The following is an 18,302-nucleotide window of genomic DNA, read 5'->3' as shown; positions in this document are numbered from 1 at the left end:
AGAGCCTTTCGGTGAAATAAACCATCTGGTTGTTTTATTGCTGGCCTCGATACTGCCGCCTGGGTGGGAAGGAGTCAACCGGATGGTTTAATTTCTTCATGGCCTACGACGCGGAGGACACCAGACGGCGGATCTTCGACGCCGCCGCGGCAGAGTTCGCCGAGCACGGCCTGGCGGGGGCCAGGGTGGACCGCATCGCGACGGCCGCCAGGGCCAACAAGCAGGCCATCTACCTGTATTACGGCAGCAAGGAGAAGCTGTTCGCCGCCGTCCTGCGGGCGAAGCTGGAGGAGGTCCGCGACTCCGTCTCCATCGATCCCGACGCGGTGGCCGAGTCGGTCGGGCAGATGTTCGACTGGTACCGGGATCACCCGGAGCTGATCAGGCTGCTGCTGTGGGAGGCGCTGGAGGCGTGCGACGAACCCGGCGAGAGCGAGCGGGAGCGGCGTGACGCTTTCCGCGAGAAGGTCGATCAACTCGTGGACGCGGGCGCGGCCGGCCACCTTCCCGAGGACGCGCGGGTCCGCGCCTGCCAGGATCTGCTGTTCACCGTCATGGGACTGATCTCCTGGAACTTCGCGGTGCCCCGGATGTGCCGCCTCGTCCTGGACGAGGAGACCGAGCAGGCCGCCTGGGCCCGCCGCCGCGAGACGGTGATCGAAGTCGCCCGCAGGCTCGCCACCGCCCCGGACGCCCCTGCGGCGCGGGCCCCGAGGTAGCGGACGCTATTCCGCCCGATCGGGGAGGGCGACCACCTGGCCGCGGGCGGCCGAGAGGGCGGCGGCCTCCAGGACGGCGATGGTCTCGACGGCGTCGCCCGGCTGGACCGGGGGCGGCGCGCCGTCCCGCAGGCAGGCCACGACGCCCTCGTAGAACCGCTGGTACGCCCCGGGCTCGGTGGCGACCGGGCGGGTCTCGCCCTCGGCCCCGAACGTGCCCCAGCGTTCTGCGGGCTCGGCGCCCCAGCCGGTGCCCCCACCCCGGCCGAAGTCGGCGGCGTCCGGGCGCTCGCCCGCGCGTAGGCGCTCCTCCTGGGGGTCCAGCCCCCACTTCACGTACGACGCGCGGGAGCCGAGCACCCGGAACCTCGGGCCGAGATTCGCGGCCACCGCGCTCATCCACAGGTGCGAGCGGGTCCCGTTCCGGTGCGTCAGCGCGACGAACGCGTCGTCGTCGTTGCGGACCCCGGCCCGCCTGACGTCGGTCTCCGCGTACACGTGGGCGACCGGGCCGAACAACCGCAGGGCCTGGTCCACCAGGTGGCTGCCGAGGTCGTAGAGGGTGCCGCCGACCTCCTCCGGGCCGCCCGACTCGCGCCAGCCGCCCTTGGGCACCGGCCGCCAGCGCTCGAACCGCGACTCGAACCGGTGGACCTCGCCCAGTTCGGGCAGCAGCCCGCGCAGCGTCAGGAAATCGCCGTCCCAGCGCCTGTTCTGGAAGACCGTCAGCATCAGCCCGCGGTCGCGCGCGAGCCGTACGAGGTCGCGGGCCTCCGCGGCGGCGCCGGCCAGCGGCTTGTCGACGACCACGGGAAGCCCGGCCTTGAGCGCCTCGGTCGCCAGGGGCACGTGGGTGCGGTTCGGCGTCGCGATCACCACGAGATCGCAGCGGTCCCACAGATCGTCCACGGCGGGAACGACGTCCGCGCCGGGGTGACCGGCGCGGACACGCTCGGCCTTGGCGGGGTCGCGGGTGACGACGGCGGCGAGGCGCAGTCCCGGCGTGGCGGCGATCAGCGGCGCGTGGAAGAAGGATCCGGCCGGACCGAAACCTGCCAATCCGACGCGGATTTCGGGGAGATCTGAGGGCTGCATGAGGGGATGAGGGGTCCTTCGGGTGGGTCGGGGGCGGCGGCTTCGCGGCGGCTCAGGTGTCGCGGTCGTCCCGTTCGGCGAGGAACGCCTCGAACTGGGCGGCGAGTTCGTCACCCGTAGGCATCTGCGCCTCCTCGGCCAGCAGGCTCTCCCGTTCGGCGCCCGACTGGAACGCGTCGTACTGCTGCTCCAGGCCGCGGATCGCGCCGGCCAGTTCCTCGGACGCCGCGATCTGCTCCTCGATCTCGATGGTGGTCTTGTCGGCCGCGTCCCTCAGGGTGTCCATGGGGAAGACCAGCCCGGTGCCGCGGGTGACGGCCTCCAGCGCCGTCACGGCGGCCTGCGGGTACTCCGCCTGGGCGAGGTAGTGGGGCACGTGGATCGCGTAGCCGAGCGCGTCGTGGCCCTTCGCCCCGAGCCGGAACTCGATGAGCGCGGCGAGGCTCCCGGGCACGCGGACCTTGCCGAAGGGGCTGGTCTGCCCCTGGACGAGGTCGGGGCGCGTGGCGTGGGCCGTCATGCCGAGCGGCCGGGTGTGCGGGACGCCCATCGGGATGCCGTGGACGGTCACCAGCCTGCCGATGTTGAGCCGGGTCACCAGCATGCCGACGGCCTCGGTGAACAGCTCCCACTCCCGGTCGGGCTCCGGGCCGCTCATGATGAGGAACGGCGTGCCGGTGACGTCCTTGGTCAGGTAGACGGCCAGCTCAGGAGTGTCGTAGTCGCTCCAGTGATCGGTGTCGAAGGTCATCACCGGGCGGCGGGACCGGTAGTCGAGCAGCCGGTCCACGTCGAAGGTCGCGATGACCCGGTGCTCCAGTTCGGCGAGGAGGTGCCCCAGGGCCAGCCGCCCGGCGGCGCCGGCGTCGACGAACCCCTCGAAGTGGTAGAGCAGCACCGGATCGGTCAGCTCGGGCAGGTCCCCGTCGAGCCGATAGAGATCCGTGGGGTCGGACACGTGTCCCAGCCTTTCTCACGAAGTCTTTACCTACTGAACCTACGGGACCCCCGGTCGATTCCGCTCGATTCCGGGGCGGTCGCGGCGACCTTACCGTTGGACTATGGGGAACATGGAGCCGGACCCTGAGCTGGAGGAGTTCGCCACCAGGCTGTTCGACCTCGCGAGGTCGGGGCGGACCGAGGCGCTGTGCGCGTACGTCGACGCGGGCGTGCCCGTCAACCTGCGCAACCAGAAGGGCGACACCCTGCTCATGCTGGCGGCCTACCACGGGCACGCGCGACGGTGCGCGCCCTGGGCGAGCGGGGCGCGGACCCCGACCTCGCCAACGACCGCGGGCAGACCCCGCTCGCCGGCGCGGTGTTCAAGAAGGAGCCCGAGGTCGTGCGGGTGCTGCTGGAGCTGGGAGCCGATCGCTACGCCGGGACGCCGTCGGCCGTCGACACCGCCCGCATGTTCGGGGACGACGAGATCGTCGCGCTCATGGAGGGCTGATCCGATTGAGCCGTTCCGGCTGAGCTGATCCGACTGGGCCGTTCCGGCTGACCAGTGTGTCCGTAATTATGGCAAGGCTGGCGCCCTTTGTCCGGCAGGACCATGCTTGTCGGATGGCTACTGCGAAAGCGGATTCCCTCAGTGGGCGCCCCCTCCGCCTTCCCTCCCTCACCTGCCCCTTCCCGAGTGCGGTGAACCCGCACGTCGACGAGGTGAACCGGGACACGCTGGCCTGGCTGGCCGCCTCCGGCATGATCGCCGACGACGACCAGTTCGAGCGTTTCCGGCTCGCTCGCTACGGATGGCTCGGCGCCCGGACCTACCCGTACGCCCCCCGGGAGCTGTGCCAGCTCGTCACGGACTGGTGCGTGTGGCTGTTCGCGTTCGACGACGCCTACTGCGAGTCGGACCGGCGGGCGGCCGAGATCGCCCGGGCCCTGCCCCAGCTCTACAGCGTGGTCGAGGACAACGAGGGGGACGAACCGGTCGAGAACGTCTTCGCCCGCGCGCTCCTCGACATCAAGACGCGGATCAGGAAGCACGGCACCGCCGACCAGCTCGACCGGTGGCGCGCCACGACCAAGGACTACCTGTTCGCCCAGGTCTGGGAGGCCGCCAACCGGGAGGACGACGTCGTTCCCACGATCGACGACTACATCTTCATGCGCCGCAGGACCGGCGCGATGCTCACCGTCTTCGCGCTGATCGACGTGGCCGCGGAGGTCCCCCTCACTATGGACGAGTGGCGCCATCCGGTGGTGCACGAGATGACCGAGCACGCCAACGACGTGGTCGTCTGGGACAACGACCTCATCTCGTACGCCAAGGAGCGGAGTGAGGCGAACATCCGCAACAACCTCGTCAGCGTGCTGGTCGGGCACACCGGCTGCACGGTCCAGGAGGCGATGGACCGGATCGGCGCGATGCGCGACGAGGCGGTCGCCGCGATGGCGGCGCTCAGCCCCGCCACCGAGGCGCTCGGCTCGCCCGCCGTCGACGCGTACGTGAACGGCCTGAAGTACTGGATCAGCGGCAGCGTGGACTACTCGCTGACCAGCTCCCGGTACGTCGGCGCCTGGCAGTGATCACCCGCGGCCGGCGGCCCGGTCAGTCCAGGTGGAAGTCGTCGACGTCGTCCAGCGCGTACTCGACGAGGTCGCCCAGGCTGAACCGGGCCCCGGCGGCGTACGCCTCGTCGTAGGCGGCGTCGCCGATCAGCTTCTTGCACTCCTTGACGCACTGCTCGTGCTCCGTCGTGAAGAACGGCGACCCGAACTGGGGCAGCCCGAAGGTCCGCCAGTTGGCCTGGGCCGCCCCGAGAAGGGTCGCCGTCCGTTCCGGCTCGCCGGCCTCCAGGTTCAGCGTCGCGAGGTTGTCCACGCACAGCACGATCCCGAGCACGTCGTGGAAGTGCCGCTTGATGCGCAGCGCCTCCTTGCACGCCACCAGCGCCTCGTCGCGCCGGCCGGTCGCCCGGTGGACGAGTGAGGAGACGTACCAGGAGTAGGAGCGCAGCCACAGCTCGCCGCGCTCCTGGCAGACCTGCAGGCAGTCGACCAGCAGCGTCTCCGCCTCCTCGAACTCGCCCTGCGCGAGCAGCACCATGGACAGCTCGACGATCGCGGGCAGTAGGCCCGGGTTCAGCTCCCGGCCGCCGCGGTGGAACTCGATCGCGACGCCGAGCAGCGCGGTGGCCTTCTTCGCGTCGCCCTGCAGCATGGCCGCGGTGCCCTGCATCTTGGTCGCGAGCAGCACCGCGCCCGAGTCGCCCACGCGCACCGCGTCGGTGCTGCACTGCTCGGCCGCGGCGAGCGCGCCCGCCATGTCGCCCTGGGCGCTGCGGATGTAGGCGAGCACCCACAGGGCCTTGCAGCGTTCCTTGCTGGGCGAGGGGCTGGCCTGGAGCGCGCGCTCCAGGTAGATCACGCCCTCACGGGCGAAGCCGCAGGCGACCCACAGGAACCACAGGGCCGACAGCAGCTCCAGGCCGACGCGCTCCTCGCCCGGGGTGGACAGGCAGTAGTCGAGCGCGACGCGGATGTTGTCGTGCTCCTGGCGCATCCGCGTGTACCAGTGCACCTGGCGCGGTCCCGACCACGAGTGTTCGCTGCGCTCGGCGAGCTGGAGGTAGTAGTCGCGGTGGCGGCGGCGCAGGTCCTGCGTCTCGCCGAGCTTGTCCAGCCACTCGCCGCCGTACTGCCGCAGCGTGTCGATCAGCCGGTAGCGCTGGCCGGCCGGGGTGGGGAAGCTCAGCAGGACCGACTTGTCGACCAGGCCGCCGATCACATCGAGGATCCGGTCGGAGGGCAGGGCGTCGCCGGCGCAGACGTGCCGGGCCGCATCGAGCTCGAAGTCGCCGGCGAACACCGACAGCCGCGCCCACAGCAGCCGTTCGGCCGGTTCGCACAGCTCGTGGCTCCACCCGATCGCCGCGCGCAGCGTCTGGTGCCGCGGCAGCGCCGTACGGCTGGCTCCGGCGAGCAGGCTGAACCGGTCGGCCAGCAGCGCGAGGATCTGCTCGACCGACAGCGTGCGCAGGCGTACGGCGGCCAGTTCGATGGCCAGCGGGATCCCGTCGAGGCGGCGGCACAGCTCGGCGACGGCCGTGATGTTGTCCTCGTCGACCACGAAGTCGGGCACGACGGCGGAGGCCCGCGCGCCGAACAGCTCGACGGCCTCGTTGGTGAACGGGTTCTCCGAGGGGCTGTCGCCGGGCACCGACAGCGGAGGCACGGCGGCGGTGTACTCGCCCGGCGCGTTCAGCGACCGCCGGCTCGTCGCCAGGATGCGCAGGTGCGGCGCCGTGTTGAGCAGTTCCTGCGTGAGCTGGGCGCACGCGTCGACGAGGTGCTCGCAGGTGTCCAGGATGAGCAGGAGCTCGCGGTCGGCCAGCCATTCGGTGAGGGTGTCGGACCCCTCACGCGGCGACTGGTCGGCGATGCCGAGCGCGGACGTGATCGTGTGGTAGACCATCGCCGGGTCCTGCAGCCGGGCCAGGTCGACGTACCAGACGCCGTCCCTGAACTGCCGCCGCACCTGGTGCGCGACACGCAGCGCGGTGCGTGACTTGCCCACCCCGCCGATGCCCGTCACGGTGATCAGCCGGTACTCCTGCAGCTTCTGTCTCAGCGACGCGAGCAATCGCGTCCGCCCGACGAAGCTGGTCAGCTCCACGGGCAGGTTGCCCTCTTGCCGCCATCCTGCTGGCGTTGCCATGCCGCCTCACGGGGGGTTCGTCCGGCGTGCTCCCTGCTCCCGCATCGTACCTTTGCGTGCGGTTGGCTGTCCGGTGGTACGGGCGTGACGTTTGCCCGGCGATGAGGGGGGATGATCTCCCCTCGAGGGAAGGAGCCCCAGCGCGCCGCCGGGCCTTCGGCGCTGTGTCCGGCCGCACGGCTCTCACGGCTTCGCGGCTCCGGGCGGAGCCAGTAGCATTGGCCGCGTGAGTGTGCAGCATCCGGATGACATGCGTCCGGTGGACCTCTTCGACGAGGGGCTGCCGGTGCTGCCTGACCAGACGAGCGACGACACCGACCTCGGGTGGGGCGATTGGCGCTCCGACTCCGACGTCTCACGCCTGCTGGAGGAACGCCCGCCTCACTGGGACTAGGCCGGACACTCCTCAGGCACGGCCAGTTCGAACCAGACGGCCTTCCCCCTGCTCGTCGGGTGCACGCCCCAGGAGCGGGACAGGGACTCGACGATCAGCAGCCCCCGGCCGCCCTCGTCGTCGTCCGGTGACCTGTCGCGGGCCCGCAACGGGACGCGGGCCTCGTCCTCGACCTCGCACCGCAGGACACCGTCCCGCAGCAGGAGCGTGAGGACCGGCTCCCCCCGCCCGTGCCGCAGGACGTTGGCGACCAGCTCGCTGACGAGCAGCTCGGCCACCTCGGGCACCTCGCCCGCCGCGCTGCCCGCCCAGTCCCGCAGCGCGGCGCGGACGAGCCGGCGTGCCCGGCTCGTGGACGACGGGACGGCGGGGAGGACCCAGGAGGCCCGGTGCGCGTGCGTCACCCCGTCGGCCGCGTCGTCCGCCGGGAGCCGCTCCCACGGGTAGGCGTCGTCCGGCCGCCGAGCCATGGGGACCAGCATGACCGTGCCCATGGACTCACGCGGCCTGGGCATAGCAGGCCCGGTGGGGGAGAAGGCTGCGGCCGTCGGGCAGCAGTTCGCCGGTGTCCTCGAAGACCACGACACCGTTGCAGAGCAGTCCCCACCCCTGCTCGGGGTGGAAGGCCACGAGACGGGCGGCGTCGTGATCGGGGGCGTACGCGGGCGGACACGGCGGGGTGTGCGGGCACATGAGGTTCACCTCGATCCTTCGGCAGACGGCGCGGTCGTTCGCTGACACTCCCTACGATGGCCTCTGGAAGGCCCCGCCGTCTGCGCTGGCAGCCCCCATCCGACGGGTGTGCCCACGGGCATCGCGAGATGGCGGCTAGCTGCAATGACGCGGACGCGTTCCGATGCCACTCTGTGAGATGTGCCCCTCAGGTGTCTCATCGTCGACGACAGCGATCACTTCAAGGAGGCCGCCCGCCTGTTGCTGGAGGCGGACGGCATCGCTGTCGTCGGCACGGTGTCCACCACGGCCGAGACGCTCCGGTCCATCCAGGAGCTGCGGCCGGATCTCGTGCTGGTCGACATCGATCTGGGCGAGGAGAACGGCTTCGACCTGGCCCTGCGGCTCTACGAGGAGGCGGGAGACCGTCCGCCGCGCGTCATCCTGATCTCGACGTACGACGAGCAGGACTTCGCCGAGATGATCGCGACCAGCCCGGCCCTCGCCTTCCTGTCGAAGCCGCGCCTGTCGGGCCGGGCCATCGACGAGATCCTCCGGGGCGCGGACGCCTGAACGTGCCGGACCGGCGACACCGGTACGGCCTCAGCGGGCGTCGAGGAACGCGAGCACCGCGAGCACGCGGCGGTGGTCGTCCTCCGTCTCCGGCAGCCGCAGCCTCGACATGATGCTGCGCACGTGCTTTTCGACCGTGCCCTCGGTGATCCAGAGTTTGTGCGCGATCCCCGCGTTCGACCGGCCCTCCGCCATGAGGGAGAGCACCTCGCGCTCGCGCTGGGTGAGCTCCTCCAGTGGATCATGCCGGCGGCGGGCGTTGAACAGCTCGGCCACGAGGCTGGGGTCGACGACCGAGCCGCCGTGGACGATGCGCTGGAGCGTCTCGACGAAGTCGGACACCGCGGTCACCCGGCTCTTGAGCAGGTAGCCGACCCGGTGGCCGGTGGCGAGCAGCTCCATCGCCTGCTCGACCTCGACGTGCGCCGACAGCAGCAGGATGCCCACCTCGGGGAACTCCGCGCGGATGACCTTGGCCGCCTCGACGCCCTCCGTCGCGTGCCCCGGAGGCATCCGGATGTCGACGACGGCCAGATCCGGACGGAGTTCCCGCACCAGGGCGAGCAGCTCGGCCGCGTTGCCCGCCTGGCCGGCGACCTCGAATCCCGATCGCTCCAGCAGGCTCGCCAGCCCCTCCCGCAGCAGGACGTCGTCGTCCGCCAGCACCACTCGCGTCGGAGTCTCGTCCACTGCTCTGCCGCCTTCTTCGCGTGCCGGGCGTGCCGGTCAGGCGTGGCGGGCGACGGTGTTGACCTGGGCTTTCGCCTGTCCTCTATCCGTCGGGCGAGAGTAGTGTGGCCTTGTGCGCGCGCGATTGCTGTCGTTGCTGCTACGCGCGAGCCGCCCGCCTCTCCTGTGGGGCATCCTGACGGGCGCCGCATGCGTGGCAGCCGAGACGTTCATAGCCCTTGCGCTGGCGCAGGTGGCGCCCAGCAACGCCCTGGACGTAGTTTATCTGGTCGGCGTTCTCGTGGTCGCGTACCTCTGGGGCATGGGGCTCGGCACGCTGACCGCGGTGGCGAGTGGCTTCGTCTACGATTTTTTCCTGTTGGCCCCCGTCCATACCGTCACTGTCTTCAGCGGCTGGTCGTGGATGCCGATGCTGGTCTTCCTGGTCGTCGGGTTGCTGGTGAGCGCGGCCGCCGCGCTGATGCGGTCCCTGGTCGTCGAGGCGGAGGAACGCCGCCGCGAAGCCGATCTCGACGCCAGGACGGCCCGTCTCCTCCTGCGCGCCGAACATCTGCGCGCGGCGCTGCCGGTCGTGGCCCGGCGCCTGGCACAGGGCCTCGGCCTGCCGTTCCTGGCCGTCGAGCTCGGGCCGGTCGGAGACGATCCGCGCCACATCACGCTGCCGCTGACCGACGACGGTGCCGGGATCGGCACGCTCGTCGTGCCCGCAGGCCTGCCGGCGACCATGATGCGTCGCCTGCGGGAGCGCGTGGTGCCCTCGCTGGAAACGCTGCTGGTGGCGGCGCGCGACCGCGAGGCCATCAGCACCGCCCTGGCGGCGAGCCGGGACGAGCTGGCCAGGATCGCCAAGGAGCAGGCCGCCCTGCGACGCGTCGCCACCCTGGTCGCGCGCGGGGTCCCGCCCACGGAGATCTTCGGCGCGGTCGCCCGCGAGATGGGCCTGATCGTGAACGCGGACCACACCGCGATCGAACGCTACGAGCCCGACCGTACGGTCGTCCTGGTGGGCTCGTGGAGCGGGTCGGACCGCGGGGCCCCGCCGCCGGTGGGCTCGCGCCGCCCGCTCAAGGAGAGCGGCCTGTCCGCCCTCGTCCTGCGAACGGGACAGCCGGGCAGGATGACGGCGAAGGAGGGCGCGGCAGGGGAACTGGACGGGTGGGCCGGCGATCAGCAGATCGTCTCCGCGGTCGCCAGTCCCATCGTCGTCGAGGCCCGCCTGTGGGGCGTGATGATCGCGTTCTTCCGCGCTCCCGAGCCGCAGCCGGACGACGTCGAGGAACGCATGCGGGACTTCACCGAGCTGATCGCCACCGCGATCTCCAACGCCGAGGCCCGCGACGAGCTCGCCGCCTCGCGGGCCCGTGTGGTTGCCGCCTCGGATGAGACCCGGCACCGGATCGAACGCGACCTGCACGACGGGGCCCAGCAGCGCCTCGTCTCCCTGGGGCTGCAGTTGCGCATGGCGGAGACCGCCGTGCCACCGGATCTGCCCAAACTCAAGGAACAGCTGTCCCACACGGCCGAGGGGCTGACGCTGGTGCTGGAGGATCTGCGGGAGCTGTCGCGCGGCATCCACCCGGCGATCCTCTCCAAGGGCGGCCTCGGGCCGGCCCTGAAGATGCTCGCGCGCCGCTCGGCCGTTCCCGTCGACCTCCAGGTGCGGGTCGACGGGCGTCTGCCGGAGCGGGTCGAGGTGGCGGTCTACTACATCGTCTCCGAGTGCCTGACGAACGTGGCCAAGCACGCGCAGGCCTCGATGGTGTGCGTCGAGGTCGAGGCGACGGGCGACGCGGCGAGGGTCTGGATCCGTGACAACGGGAAAGGAGGCGCGGACCCGGGCAAAGGTTCCGGGCTGATCGGTCTCATCGACCGCGTCCAGGCGCTCGGCGGTGCGATCGAGGTCACCAGTCCGATCGGCCATGGCACGACGCTCACCGCCGTGATCCCCATCGGCGGCCGCTGACGGAGCGGCCACCTCCCGGGGCGGAGGAGCCGACGGGGGGCCATGCCGGTCGGCAACGGCTGACGGGGCGGTCACGCCCCCCGGCCGGGCGGGGGATCGGCGAGCGGCAGGCGCACGACGAAGCGGGCGCCGCCTTCCGCCGCGTCCTCCACACCGATGGTCCCGCCGTGCGCCCGCACGATCTCCCGCGCGATGGTCAGGCCCAGGCCCGAGCCGCCCCGGCCGCGAGACTTCTCCAGCCGGGTGAACGGCTCGAACACCCTTTCCCGGTCGGCTTCGGCGATGCCGCCGCCGTCGTCGGAGACGGCGAGCTCCGCGTGGGCGCCTTCCTGCCGGACCTCCACCAGCACCCTGCTCCTGGCGTGCCGCTGGGCGTTGTCCAGGAGATTGCCCAGCAGGCGGTGGATCTCGTGCTCGACGGCGTGGACCGCCACGCCGGGAATGAGGCGGAGCATCACCGGCGACCGGTGCGCCCGGCTGGAGACCTCCGTCCGCACCAGCTCGGCCAGGTCGGCCGCTCTTCTCTCGTGGGGCGGCTCGGTCCCCGCCTTCAGGAGCAGCAGCAGGTCGGAGACGACCGCCTGCAGGCGGTCCACGTCTCTCAGCGAGCAGTCGACGAGCTCGGCGAGGTCCGTCTCGGCGGGGTGCAGCCGGGCCTCCTCCAACTGTGCCCGCAGCCCGGCGAGCGGGGTGAGCAGTTCGTGGGAGGCGTCGACCAGGAACCGGCGCCGGCGCTCGGCCTTCCGGTCCGGGCGTCTTCCGGCGTCGGCGAGCCGTTCCGGCATCCTCTCGGCGTGCACCGGCGGGGCGGTCTCGTCCTCGCCGGCAGGGGTGAGGACGCGGGTTTCCGGGTCGCCGGTGGGGGCGGGGTCGTAGTGGCACATGACGCTCATCGCAATGCTGCCGTCGGTGTCGCGGCCCCTGCAGCCCCGCCTGCAGGGGGAGGCGGCGTGTGGCGGGGCCCGGCGGGTGGCGCGAGCGGCCACGGTGAGGGCGCTCGGCACAAGCCGGGCGCCACTGGTCTCAGGTAGGTCATCGGCACCCGGTCACCTCCGGCTACGGTCGCGTGTTCAGCAGCGGTGTCGTGCGTCCAGCGGGCCGGACGCCGTGATCGATCAGGGCTCGGCCGGGCGTGAGGGGCGCCGACCCGGATGTCCTGATCGGTCCGATACCACAATGTCTCCGCCGAGGGGGGCTCGTCTTCGCTGGCAGCCTCCATTCCGGCCCCACCGCCAGCCGTCCCCGGACCTTCCGGCTAGCTGGAATGTGCGGGGACGGCGCGGGTGCTGTCAGGAGACGACGTCCCGGCGCCGGAAGCGGCGGAAGGCCAGGGCGACGAGAACCACCGAATAGGTCACGGAGACCGCCACGCCCTTCACCATGCCGCTGTAGTCGGGCTCGGGCGCGAGCGCGTCGAGCCACGCGGCGTTCCAGAAGGTGGGCAGGAACTCGCGCAGCGAGCCCAGCGCCTCGACCGCCTGCAGGATGCTGCTGACGATCACCAGGCCGACCGCGCCGCCGACCGCACCGAGCGGGGAGTCGGTGCCGACCGACAGCAGGAAGGCGACCGCGGCGACCACCAGCTGGCTGACCAGGGCGTAGCCGATGACGACGGCGAACTTGGGCAGCACGTCGGCGGCGGGGATCACCTCACCGGTCCCCGGCACGGTGATGTCGTTCCACCCGAAGGCCAGCGTGCCGGCGAGCAGGGCCATCAGCGGAAGCACGGTCACCGCGGCGGCCGAGTACGCCAGCGCCACCACCAGCTTCTGGCGCAGCAGCCGGTCGCGGGGAACGGGCGCGGCCAGCAGGTAGCGCAGCGACGACCAGCTCGCCTCGCTCGCCACCGTGTCACCGCAGAACAGCGCCACGGCGACGACCAGCAGGAAGTTGGCCGACACCGACAGGGCGAACGCCGCGAAGTTGAGGCCGCCCGCCGTGGCCAGGTCCGACAGGCGCAGGCTGCCCTGGCCCCGTCCGGCCGGCCCGAACTGGAACGCCACCACGAGCACCCACGGGAGGGCGAGCAGCACGCCGAACATCGCCATGGTGCGGCGCCGCCGCAACTGCCGCACGAACTCCACCCGCAGCGGCAGCGTGCGTCCCGGAGCGTAGCCGGGGGCCCGGCCTCCCGCGCCACCTCCGCGCGTGTCCGGCCCGTCCTGGGTGACCGGAGTGGCCCGCCCGCCGGCGGGGACGTGTCCGGCCGGATCCGGGGCCGGTCGCTTCGCCGGGCTCATCGTCGCTCTCCGATCAGGTCGAGGAACACGTCCTCCAGGCGGGGGCCGGCGCCGTTGGCGGCCGGCGCGGTGCCGAGCAGGTCGCCGACAGGCCCGGCCGACACCAGCCGCCCGCGGTGCATGACGACCACGTGGGTGCAGGTCTGCTCGACCTCGGCGAGCAGGTGGCTGGAGACGATGACGGTGCGCCCCCGCTCGGCGTACGCCTTGAGCACCCGGCGCATCTCGGCGATCTGCGGCGGGTCGAGGCCGTTGGTCGGCTCGTCCAGCACGAGCAGGTCGGGGAGGCCGAGCATGGCCTGCGCGATGGCCAGGCGCTGGCGCATGCCCTGCGAATAGGTGCGCACCGCGCGTTCGAGGGCGGCGCCGAGCCCGGCGATCTCCAGCGCCTCCTCCATGTGGGCGTCCTGCGGCGGTCGTCCCGTCGCCTGCCAGTACAGCTCCAGGTTGGCCCGGCCGGACAGGTGCGGCAGGAATCCCGGCCCCTCGACGAACGACCCAAGCCGCGACAACACCGGAGCCCCCGGCCGCACGCGGGTGCCGAAGATCCTGATCTCGCCCTCGTCCGGGTGGATGAGACCCATGAGCATGCGCATCGTGGTGGTCTTGCCCGCACCGTTCGGCCCGAGCAGACCGAGCACCTGGCCCTTCTCGACGCGGAACGACAGGCCGTCGACCGCCTTCTCGCCGTTCCGGTAGCGCTTGCCCAGCCCGCTGATCACCAAGGGCACCTCGGCCGACTCGGCGTCCACCGCCGCGCCGTCGCCCCCCTCCGTGCCGCGTCTGGCCCTGCCGATCAGCAGGAGCGCGGTCGCGACCACGATCGCGGCGAGCGGCATGGCCCACGTCCACCAGGCCGGGCCGGTGGCGGGCGTGCGCAGCGCCGCGTCCCCGGGCAGTTCCAGCGTGGGGGAGTCCAGCGCGATCCGATAGACGGCGGGGGCGGCGGGCGTCGCGTAGCCCAGGTCGGTGGTCGACACGACCACCCGCATCCTGTGCCCGGCGTCGAAGCGCCTGTCGATGGCCGGAAGCGTCACCGTGACCGGCGTGCCCGCCTCGCTCGCGGTGACCCGCAGGGGCGAGACCAGGCTCGACGGGAGCACCGGAGGCGACCCTCCGGAGACGTCGTAGAGCTTGGCGAACAACGTGGCCTCACCCGTGCCGTACACCCTGATCGTGACGGTGGGGCTGCCGGTGACCTGTGCGGGCGCGGACAGTGGGGCGGACTCGAAGGCGGCGGCCTGGCCGGGCATGTCCAGCGCGAGCGACGCGCCGCCGCCGTTTCCGCCGAGCAGCCCGCCGAGGCCGGGGACCGCCGAGATCGACGACGGCGATCCGCCCGCCGGGTTGGCGACCGGCTGCTGGGAGCCCCGGAGGGCGACGGTGGTCCGCCGCACGCCCGGCAGGCCCGGGTAGCGGCCCGCGGTCGCGTGCAGGAGCACCGGGCGGCGCGTGCCCGGGTCCCGGCCGCCGTCCCTGGTCACGGTGAAGGCGGCCGAGTCGTCGACGCCGGAGGAAGCGGTTCCTTTCAGATAGCGGTCGAACCAGCCGGTCGTACGGTCGGACAGCCAGTCCGCCTCGCCGTCGCCGCCGTCGTGGCCGCCGTTGAACCAGACGACCTCGACCGGAGCGCCTGTGGCGGCGATGGCCCGGGCGTTGGCGTCGGCGTGCGAGAGCGGGAACAGCGAGTCGCGCTGGCCCTGGACCAGCAGCGTCGGCACCTTGATCCGGCCGGGCACCGAGATCGGGCTCGACCGCCGCAGGAGATCGACGGCCTCCGCGGTGGCCCTGCCGGTCTCGGCCACCTTCTGGTACATGTCGCAGATCTGCGGCAGGAACCGCCCGCACTGGACCTGCTCGCTCCCGGGCGTCCGCCCTGACTGCCCTCCGGACCCCTGACCGCGTCCCTGGCCGGTCTCCCGGCCCCCGGACGCGTTCCCGCCGGAGCCCGCGGCGGCGCCGGTGAGGCCGGCGAGACCACCCGCGCCGAGACCGCCGTCCGGGGCCAGCCGGTCGGCGGCGGCGCTGAAGAAGATGCCGGCCCACATCTTCTTGAAGACGCCGTTGAGCGGGCCCTTGCCCGAGGCGTCGGGGAAGAGCGCGTCGGCGAGGTCGTACCAGGTGATCTGGGGGACGATCGCGTCGACCCGGCTGTCGTAGGCCGCGGCCATCAGCGCGATCGCCCCGCCGTACGAGCCGCCGGCGATGCCGACCCGCGGGTCGCCGGGGGCGTCGAGACGCACTTCGGGCCGTTCGGCCAGCCAGTCGATCAGCCCCCGCACGTCCTTGACCTCGTAGTCGGGGGAGTTGAGCGCGATCTGCCCGGTCGAGCGGCCGAACCCGCGGGCCGACCAGGTCAGCACGGCGTAGCCCTGCTCCGCGAGCCGTCCCGCCTGCTCGCGCATGCTCTCCTTGCTGCCGCCGAAGCCGTGGGCGAGCAGCACGGCCGGGGCTCTGCCGCCGGAGGCCGGGGGATAGAAGGTGGCGTCGAGATCCACGTGCTGGTCGTCCGCCGGTCCGTCCACGACGGGGATGACCAGGTCGTGCCCCTTCACCACGGGGCCGGAGGGCCACAGGGCCCACGTCACGCCTCCGGTCATCAGGATGACCAGCGTGACCACGATCGCGAGGGCACGCCGCCCACCCGGAAACGTCATGTCGCGATGCTACTTGTCTCTGCTGAGAGACCGCTGAGGAGCCGCCGCGCCTGTGGACAACCGCCGCGACGGCGTGCGCGGACCCGTTCCGCACACGAATCGTGATGATGCATCGGGGTAAACCCTGATTGCGCCTCACCATAGGGAACGGCATCATTTCGCGCGTGAATGGAACGCCGCTCAAGCAGATCCCCGCTCGCGTGATCGAGTGGGCTCTTCCGTACTGGACCCGGGGGGAGGCTGGCAGGCAGACGCCGCAGGACCTCTTCCGGGTGCTCTACCTGGGCTGGCTCGCGGCGTTCGCCCTCAAGGTGCTCGGGTCGAGCTGGGACGTGTCGTGGCACTTCAAGTGGCTGCGCGACGACCTGGCCCCGCCGCACCTGCTCAACACGGTCGGCACGGTGATCGCCGTGGCGCTGACCATCGTGCACTGGTACACCGGCTACGGGGTGGACCGCACGTCCTCCCGCCTGATCGTGTGGGGCACCGGCGTCTTCCTCATCGCGATCCCGCTCGACCTGATCAACCACCGGGTCAACGGGCTCGACATCACCGCGTGGAGCCCCTCCCACGCGCTGCTGTACATCGGCACCGCGCTGATGCTCGCCGGAGCGATCCGCGGCTGGTATGTCGGCTCGGGCCGCTACGCCGAGATCACCCGCGGCCGGCGTGCGCTGGTGCTGGGCGGCCTGTTCGCGTTCTTCCTGGAGAACGCGCACTTCCCCCAGCTGCAGCAGGAGTACGGCGTGCTGGAGCTGGCCTCCTGGGACCGGGGGCAGCCGTACGCCGAGCCGACGCTGCTCGAATTCGCGGCCAACCAGATGGGGCGGGCCGTGGACCGGGCCATGGTGCTCAAGTTCTCGCTGCCGATCCCCGACGTCGTCTATGCCGTGTACGCGGGGGTCGTGGGCGTCGCGATCCTGGTCTTCGCCCGCGTCATGGTCGGCCGCCGTTACACGGCCACCGCGATCGCCGGGGCGTACGTGGCCTACCGGTGCCTGATCTGGCCGCTGCTCGTGGGCGGCGGGTTCCCGCCGTCGACGATCCCGTTCTTCTTCCTGCTCGCGGGCCTCGGCGTCGACCTGGCCTTCCTGGTGCCGATCAAGTACCTGCGGCCGCTCGTGGGCGCGGTGCTCGCCACCGCCGGGGTGTACGGAGGGCTGCTGGCGCAGGACCGGGTGCTCGAAGCGCCGCCGTACGCGCCGGAGGCCTGGCCGGTGGCGCTCGCCGCGCTGGCCGTCGTGTGGTACGCGGTGGAGTGGTTCACCGGCCGCAAGGGGCTGACGGCCGCCGCCGCGGAGGACAGGATCGCCGGGGAGGCGCGGGCCGCGGAGAGTGAGACCACGGCGGAGCCGGGCCCGTCGCGCGATGCCGCGCCCGGCGCCGGGCCGGAGGCGGCGTCCGAGGCGACGCCCGCGCCCGCCGCCGTGTCCGAGCCGACGGCCTGAGGGCCCCGCCCGCGCTCACGCAACGCGCCTTTTCCGAGCCGCTCCCTCTCCGGGGGCGGCTCTCGGCGTCTTGGGGGCGAGCCGGCAGAGCCGTGGGTCGGGCGAGCCGGGCAGGGCCGTGGGTCGGGCGAGCCGGGGTCCGGGGGCCGTGGGTCAGGCGACCGGCGTCTTGGTCAGCGCGACCGCGACGCCGTACGCGAGGCCCATCACGGTGAGTTCCAGGGCCGCCCAGGCGGCGAACGCGGCCGGGGCCTGGCGCGTGACCGCCGGCAGCAGCCGCCAGCGGATGTTGCCCCCCAGCAGTGCGATCACCGCGGTGAACACCGCCTTGGCGACCACGAGCCGGCCGTAGCCCGTCGTGACCAGCGACGCCGGGAAGCTCTCGGCGGGCGTGAGCAGAAGCTCCACCAGGCCGTTGAAGAGCCCGGACAGCCCCACGACGACCAGCGCGTACGTCGCCAGCCGGGAGAACCGGGGCAGCGTGCGGGCGAGCAGGTCGCGGTGGCGCGGCAGCAGGACGGCGAGCGCGACCAGGCCGCCCACCCAGGCGCAGGCCCCGATGACGTGCAGCTCCATCGAGACCATGCTGAGGTCGTGCCAGTACCAGTTCGAGGCGTGACCGGTGACCGGGAGCGGCAGCAGCCCGAACCCGGCGACGAGCACCCGCAGCTCGGCCGGCACCTTCTCGCCGAACCGCACCGCGAGCATTCCCACGGCGGCGCTGGCCAGCGCGCACGAGGCGCTCACGATCATGCCCTGCCCCGCGCCGATGCCGTCGACGTACGCCGCCACGTCGGGGAACGCGCCCGGGGTGACCTCGGCGGCACTGAGGACGGCCGACACCAGTGCCGCCGCGCACCAGACCAGCGAGAACAGCACGGCCCAGTGCCGGGCCCTGGCGGCGACCGGCTCGGTCCTGTCCGGGTCGTCGAAGCCGAGGAGCTTGGGAAGCAGGCTGAGACCGATGGTCGCGGTGGCGGCCAGGTCGAGCACGAGCCGGACGACCGGCAGTCCGTACTCCACGACCGTGCCCGGCATGGGAAGCCCGGGCACGGCTCCCGGCAGCGTGAGCCAGGTCGCGATCACGACCGCGAGCAGGGCGCCCGCGGTCAGCCCGGCCGCCGGGACGCGGGCGCGGGCGTGCTCGGTGCCGGGGCCGGACCGGCCCGTCGTGACGTGCGG

The 18,302-nt window shown here is 72.3% G+C and carries 16 protein-coding genes and 2 pseudogenes; 7 read left to right on the top strand and 11 right to left on the bottom strand.

Going from position 1 to position 18,302, the window contains the following annotated elements:
- The first annotated feature begins 98 nt into the window (after positions 1–98).
- Positions 99–719: a TetR family transcriptional regulator gene (locus B1L11_RS05760; protein WP_079313519.1), complete on the top strand. Its 621-nt coding sequence runs from the start codon at positions 99–101 to the stop codon at positions 717–719.
- 6 nt (positions 720–725) lie between these two features.
- Here the strand turns inward: B1L11_RS05760 and B1L11_RS05755 are convergent, their stop codons facing one another.
- Positions 726–1,814, bottom strand: a complete 1,089-nt coding sequence (locus tag B1L11_RS05755; protein WP_079313518.1) for a Gfo/Idh/MocA family oxidoreductase — start codon at positions 1,812–1,814, stop codon at positions 726–728.
- A gap of 52 nt (positions 1,815–1,866) precedes the next feature.
- Positions 1,867–2,772 (bottom strand): proteasome assembly chaperone family protein, encoded by a 906-nt coding sequence (locus B1L11_RS05750; protein WP_143736993.1) that lies wholly within the window; start codon positions 2,770–2,772, stop codon positions 1,867–1,869.
- Positions 2,773–2,875: 103 nt separating this feature from the next.
- On the opposite strand from B1L11_RS05750, the pseudogene B1L11_RS05745 reads away from it, so the two are divergent.
- A pseudogene (locus B1L11_RS05745) lies at positions 2,876–3,267 on the top strand (ankyrin repeat domain-containing protein).
- A gap of 191 nt (positions 3,268–3,458) precedes the next feature.
- Positions 3,459–4,352, top strand: a complete 894-nt coding sequence (locus B1L11_RS05740; RefSeq protein ID WP_079313516.1) for a 4-epi-cubebol synthase — start codon at positions 3,459–3,461, stop codon at positions 4,350–4,352.
- A 22-nt stretch (positions 4,353–4,374) separates the two neighbouring features.
- Here the strand turns inward: B1L11_RS05740 and B1L11_RS05735 are convergent, their stop codons facing one another.
- On the bottom strand, positions 4,375–6,483 hold the full coding sequence (locus B1L11_RS05735) for an AAA family ATPase (RefSeq protein ID WP_079313515.1): 2,109 nt from the start codon (positions 6,481–6,483) through the stop codon (positions 4,375–4,377).
- A 226-nt stretch (positions 6,484–6,709) separates the two neighbouring features.
- Here B1L11_RS05735 and B1L11_RS46490 point away from each other — a divergent pair, with 226 nt between their 5' ends.
- Positions 6,710–6,877 carry a hypothetical protein gene (locus B1L11_RS46490; protein ID WP_167530435.1) on the top strand — a complete coding sequence of 56 codons (168 nt, stop codon included), beginning with the start codon at positions 6,710–6,712 and terminating at the stop codon, positions 6,875–6,877.
- Here B1L11_RS46490 and B1L11_RS05730 read toward each other — a convergent pair.
- Together B1L11_RS05730 and B1L11_RS05725 are read right to left on the bottom strand one after the other, a co-directional pair.
- Positions 6,874–7,392, bottom strand: a complete 519-nt coding sequence (locus B1L11_RS05730) for an ATP-binding protein (RefSeq protein ID WP_079313514.1) — start codon at positions 7,390–7,392, stop codon at positions 6,874–6,876. The genes B1L11_RS46490 and B1L11_RS05730 overlap by 4 nt on opposite strands.
- Positions 7,376–7,570, bottom strand: coding sequence for a DUF5999 family protein (locus B1L11_RS05725; RefSeq protein ID WP_079313607.1), 195 nt, complete (start codon positions 7,568–7,570; stop codon positions 7,376–7,378). Before B1L11_RS05725 ends, B1L11_RS05730 begins: the two co-directional genes overlap by 17 nt.
- A 180-nt stretch (positions 7,571–7,750) precedes the next feature.
- Between B1L11_RS05725 and B1L11_RS05720 the strand changes: the two genes are divergently transcribed.
- Positions 7,751–8,122, top strand: a complete 372-nt coding sequence (locus B1L11_RS05720; protein ID WP_079313513.1) for a LytTR family DNA-binding domain-containing protein — start codon at positions 7,751–7,753, stop codon at positions 8,120–8,122.
- Between the two features lie 30 nt (positions 8,123–8,152).
- Here B1L11_RS05720 and B1L11_RS05715 read toward each other — a convergent pair whose 3' ends face one another.
- A complete protein-coding gene (locus B1L11_RS05715; protein WP_079313512.1) occupies positions 8,153–8,812 on the bottom strand; it encodes a response regulator transcription factor in 660 nt (219 codons plus the stop codon).
- Positions 8,813–8,924: 112 nt separating this feature from the next.
- Here B1L11_RS05715 and B1L11_RS05710 point away from each other — a divergent pair, with 112 nt between their 5' ends.
- Entirely contained in the window at positions 8,925–10,775 is a 1,851-nt protein-coding gene (locus tag B1L11_RS05710) for a GAF domain-containing sensor histidine kinase (RefSeq protein WP_079313511.1), read from the top strand.
- A gap of 71 nt (positions 10,776–10,846) precedes the next feature.
- On the opposite strand, the gene B1L11_RS54545 is transcribed toward B1L11_RS05710, so the two are convergent.
- The 4 genes and pseudogenes from B1L11_RS54545 to B1L11_RS05695 all read right to left on the bottom strand — a co-directional run bounded on the left by B1L11_RS54545 (position 10,847) and on the right by B1L11_RS05695 (position 15,672).
- Positions 10,847–11,329, bottom strand: a complete 483-nt coding sequence (locus B1L11_RS54545; RefSeq protein ID WP_372974649.1) for a sensor histidine kinase — start codon at positions 11,327–11,329, stop codon at positions 10,847–10,849.
- Positions 11,330–11,332: 3 nt separating this feature from the next.
- Positions 11,333–11,560, bottom strand: a pseudogene (locus B1L11_RS54540) (histidine kinase dimerization/phospho-acceptor domain-containing protein); the annotation flags it as partial.
- 504 nt (positions 11,561–12,064) lie between these two features.
- Positions 12,065–13,015, bottom strand: a complete 951-nt coding sequence (locus B1L11_RS05700; RefSeq protein ID WP_079313509.1) for an ABC transporter permease — start codon at positions 13,013–13,015, stop codon at positions 12,065–12,067.
- Positions 13,012–15,672 (bottom strand): CocE/NonD family hydrolase, encoded by a 2,661-nt coding sequence (locus tag B1L11_RS05695; protein WP_079313508.1) that lies wholly within the window; start codon positions 15,670–15,672, stop codon positions 13,012–13,014. Before B1L11_RS05695 ends, B1L11_RS05700 begins: the two co-directional genes overlap by 4 nt.
- A 164-nt stretch (positions 15,673–15,836) precedes the next feature.
- Between B1L11_RS05695 and B1L11_RS05690 the strand changes: the two genes are divergently transcribed.
- Positions 15,837–17,120, top strand: a complete 1,284-nt coding sequence (locus tag B1L11_RS05690) for a hypothetical protein (RefSeq protein WP_179154991.1) — start codon at positions 15,837–15,839, stop codon at positions 17,118–17,120.
- Positions 17,121–17,273: 153 nt separating this feature from the next.
- On the opposite strand, the gene B1L11_RS05685 is transcribed toward B1L11_RS05690, so the two are convergent.
- On the bottom strand, positions 17,274–18,302 hold a 1,029-nt coding region (locus tag B1L11_RS05685; RefSeq protein WP_256862265.1), incomplete at its 5' end, for a copper resistance D family protein.

Origin of the sequence: Microbispora sp. GKU 823 (assembly GCF_002027145.1) — a bacterium.
GTDB classification, from domain to species: domain Bacteria; phylum Actinomycetota; class Actinomycetes; order Streptosporangiales; family Streptosporangiaceae; genus Microbispora; species Microbispora siamensis.
The sequence above is the reverse complement of the archived record's forward strand: the minus strand, read 5'-3'. Positions and strand labels throughout refer to the sequence as shown.